3 protein-coding genes are annotated in these 2,729 nt (G+C 52.4%); 2 read left to right on the top strand and 1 reads right to left on the bottom strand.

Features of this window, described 5'->3' with window-relative positions; all coding sequences use genetic code 11:
* Positions 1–36: 36 nt before the first annotated feature.
* Together Q0986_RS06175 and Q0986_RS06180 are read left to right on the top strand one after the other, a co-directional pair.
* Entirely contained in the window at positions 37–465 is a 429-nt protein-coding gene (locus Q0986_RS06175) for a YeeE/YedE thiosulfate transporter family protein (protein WP_299406045.1), read from the top strand.
* Between the two features lie 10 nt (positions 466–475).
* Entirely contained in the window at positions 476–886 is a 411-nt protein-coding gene (locus Q0986_RS06180; RefSeq protein WP_299406049.1) for a DUF6691 family protein, read from the top strand.
* A 14-nt stretch (positions 887–900) separates the two neighbouring features.
* Here Q0986_RS06180 and Q0986_RS06185 read toward each other — a convergent pair whose 3' ends face one another.
* Positions 901–2,643: a hypothetical protein gene (locus Q0986_RS06185; RefSeq protein WP_299406054.1), complete on the bottom strand. Its 1,743-nt coding sequence runs from the start codon at positions 2,641–2,643 to the stop codon at positions 901–903.
* Positions 2,644–2,729: the final 86 nt, after the last annotated feature.

Here is a 2,729-nt window from a genome sequence, read left to right on the forward strand (position 1 = left end):
AGCAACATCCCCAACCCTGCAGACTAGTGGTTTTAAGTGATTGGCTTCAATGAACTAACGGCCCTCTTCGGGGGGATATTAATTGGTGTCAGTGCAACCTTGTTGCTGCTATTTAATGGCCGTATTGCCGGAATCAGCGGCATTGTGAATGGTGCAATTAGCTTCAAATCTGCGGAAAGCTGGCGGTGGATATTTATCGTTGGGATGCTAATGGGCAGTGCCCTCTATGAGTATGTTCTTGCGGCTCAGCCCACCCCCATCTCTACCTTTACACCGTGGGCAATGCTGGGCGGTGGTTTCCTCGTTGGATTTGGTACACGGATGGGAAATGGATGTACCAGTGGTCACGGTGTCTGTGGTTTGGGTCGCCTATCTCTGCGATCGCTGGTTGCAGTCTTGACTTTTATGGCGAGCGCGATCGCAACGGTCTTTCTCACCCACCACGTTCTACCAGGCGGATTGTGAGGAGAATAGGATGCAGCAACAGTTGATCGCCTTACTCTCCGGCATTTTATTTGGCCTAGGACTCGGCCTATCCCAAATGGTGGATCGAGAACGGGTGATCGGATTCCTAGATATTGCGGGAAAGTGGGACCCAACCCTCATTTTCGTGCTTGGAGGGGCCGTGGGGGTAACGCTTTTGAGTTTTCGCTGGGTTTTGGGTCGCAAGCAGCCCGTGCTGGCCAGTACCTTCAGCATGCCCAACCGCAAAGACATTGACCGGAAACTGATCACCGGAGCCATCATCTTTGGAATTGGCTGGGGCATCGCAGGCTACTGCCCCGGTCCCAGCCTCACAGCCCTCGTACTAGGAATTTGGAATCCGGTACTGTTTGTAGGCGCTTTCATTGCTGGATCGTTGGTATATCGACAGTTTCAGCAGTAAGTCTTTTGGCCTGCTCAGCGAAGAGGCGACTTCCGTCGCACCGCCGCTCCATGTACATCACTGCGCTCCAGCCCTGTATAGGAATGTCCTCCTGGTGCACTGCCTGTAGCATTATCAACCGTGTTCGTCGATCTCAGCACGCCAAACAAACGTCCTGAGGCCCCGTTCTGAGTCAGCTTGATTAAGCCAACACCAGGGCAACTCCCCTGGGCAGAATGATTCACCGAGACGGGGACAGGCCCTCGAAGGGCGACCACCAAATACTGACCGTCGGGCGTTGCTTCCAAGAGATCGGGCGCTGGATCGTTTTTGGGTAACGCAGGGTCATCTGACACCGATGTAGCAGCACAGGCTCCCAGTCCTTGACCTTTTCCATTGGCAGAGGTGAGGTCATAAGTACTTCGTTCAAGCGTCTCTGTGTTGATGACGTCCACCGTGTTTTGAATGCGGTCTACAGTGTGGATGAATTTGCCCGAAGTTGTTTTGGCCATACCGTGGGAATCACGCCGAGTGGTGGTTCCGGGCAGTTGGCCTGTGTCGTTGGCCGCTGCGCCCTGAGCACTGCCGATGGTGGCAGTATTGGTGCTGTCTCTAAAGATCACCTGCGGTTCAGGCTGACTTGTGGTGGAGCTAAAGGCTGAGTCATCCAGTGTGTAGATGGTAAAGGTGGATTGGGTTGCCCCTGCACTAGAGGCTGAAACTCCTGCATTCAACCACATATTTTTGTTGACCTGCACACCGCCACAGCCTGCACCGTTGATGGCTTGATTGCCGTATTCACCCACAATGGTCATCGGTGTCGTTGTTGTATCTGCCACCAGTAGCCCACCAGCGCCAAAGGTGATATAAGCCTTATTGCTGTCAGAAACAATGGGGCAAATAATGACGTTGTTGGGGCGTCCCCCTTGGTCACCGTCAGCCTCAGCAGTGCACCCATTCTCTTTACAGTCCCCTTTCGGGGTTAAATCCCCTAGGGCATCTGTGTCGTAAGCCCCTAAAATACTGCCGAGCATCGGCTGCCCTTGAGCGTTGTTCCCAAGATAGACCTTAGGCTGATCGGTAATCTGCAAGCCTTTACCCACTCCCAAAGCTGCAGACCGATTCAGAGTTGCTTGGGTAATTTTGCCATCGCTGTCCCGTTCAACGTCAATCCGCTCTAGAACTTTGCCATGCAGGTTGGCCACCAACAGTGCTGAACCATCTGCATTCCAGAAAGACATGTGAACAGAACGACCACTAGAGGTACCTGACACCCGGAAGAGCGCGATCGCAGCTTTACTCTCGCCATCCATAATCCCTACATAGCCACCATCTGGGGCAAAAATATTCAAGTTCATGTAGCGATTTTGCGGATCGGGCAACATACCGTGTAGTCGTCCAAACCCAGACAAATCTTCCAGCGTTTTGCCTGTAGCACCATCACTATCATGCTCAGCCAGATTGCTCGGAAACACATCGTAGAGATTACATGGACCTGCTCCCGTGGTGTTGTTCCCATCGCAGCCAAGCGGCTGCGGGGTCTTGTTTGCCTTCAGTTTCCCTTGGATATCCTGACTGTCCCAAATCCAAAGCCAACTCCCGCTCACCCCGGGTGCCTCAGCATCAGCTCTAGAATTGGACTGATCTGATCCCCAAATCTCATAGTCAATAGAAGATTGCCCCAGAGCTGAACTGCTGACAAGACATCCTAGACCCAAAGGTAAAGCGACAACTGCAGTAATGGCATGCGATCTTAGCTGTCCGAAAACACGTTCCATAGCTACCTGATTAGTGTATCTTGCGACACATTTTAGAATTCAGCGGTGACAAAGCGACCTAGGGTAACAAGAATTAAACTAAGCGA

The organism is Acaryochloris sp. IP29b_bin.148 (genome assembly GCF_028285565.1).
Taxonomy (GTDB): Bacteria; Cyanobacteriota; Cyanobacteriia; order Thermosynechococcales; family Thermosynechococcaceae; genus Acaryochloris.